A 289-nucleotide genomic window follows, 5' to 3' on the forward strand; every position below is an offset into this window, starting at 1 on the left:
CGAAGCCGTCGTAAAGCGCGTGCATGTCGTCGAGCGTCGCCACCGACACGCCCGAGTTACCCACCTTGCCGTAGATGTCCGGCCTCTCGTGCGGCTCCTCGCCGTACAGCGTGACCGAATCGAAGGCCGTGGAAAGACGCTTGGCTGGCATTCCTTCGGACAGCAACTTGAAACGCCGGTTGGTGCGCGACGGATCGCCCTCACCCGCGAACATGCGCGTCGGGTCTTCGTTCTCGCGACGAAACGGGAATACGCCGGCCGTAAACGGAAAATAACCCGGCAGATTCTC

At 62.3% G+C, this 289-nt stretch carries 1 protein-coding gene; it reads right to left on the reverse strand.

Annotated features, from left to right (window positions below; all coding sequences use genetic code 11):
* Nucleotides 1-289: methylmalonyl-CoA mutase family protein (locus EN859_RS37250; protein ID WP_135913748.1), on the reverse strand; the 289-nt coding region annotated here is incomplete at both ends.

This window comes from Mesorhizobium sp. M00.F.Ca.ET.216.01.1.1 (assembly GCF_004010325.2).
Taxonomy (GTDB): domain Bacteria; phylum Pseudomonadota; class Alphaproteobacteria; order Rhizobiales; family Rhizobiaceae; genus Mesorhizobium.